This window comes from Desertibacillus haloalkaliphilus, assembly GCF_019039105.1.
Lineage (GTDB): Bacteria > Bacillota > Bacilli > Bacillales > KJ1-10-99 > Desertibacillus > Desertibacillus haloalkaliphilus.
On the sequence record NZ_JAHPIV010000170.1, the window covers coordinates 1 to 424 of the forward strand.

General features: G+C 40.3%; 1 protein-coding gene. It reads right to left on the minus strand.

The window, feature by feature from the left end; genetic code table 11:
- A partial coding sequence (locus KH400_RS21385) for an oxidoreductase dimerization domain-containing protein (protein ID WP_498067637.1) occupies nucleotides 1-424 on the minus strand: 424 nt, incomplete at both ends.

Genomic DNA, 424 nt, shown 5'->3' on the forward strand with positions numbered 1-424 from the left:
GCATCTAGTACTTTGGCCAAAGCTGCTTCAGAAATCAAGTCTGTCACATGTGGACCGATCATGTGAACTCCTAGTACATCCTGATTGTCTTCATTTGCTATCACTTTAACAAACCCATCTGTTTCACCATAGACTAGCGCTTTTCCTATCGCTTTAAACGGAAATGTTCCCACTTTTATTTGATAGCCTTGTTCTACTGCTTGTTTTTCAGTTAATCCAACACTCGCATCTTCAGGATTGCTATAAATACATTTTGCGACCGTGTCATAGTTGATCGGATCGGGCTTCTTACCTGCAATATGATCGACAGCAACAATTCCTTCATGTGAAGCAACATGCGCAAGCTGTAACCCACCAATCACATCTCCGATTGCATACATGTGTGATTCTTTTGTTTGATTAAATTCATTCACAACAATCACAC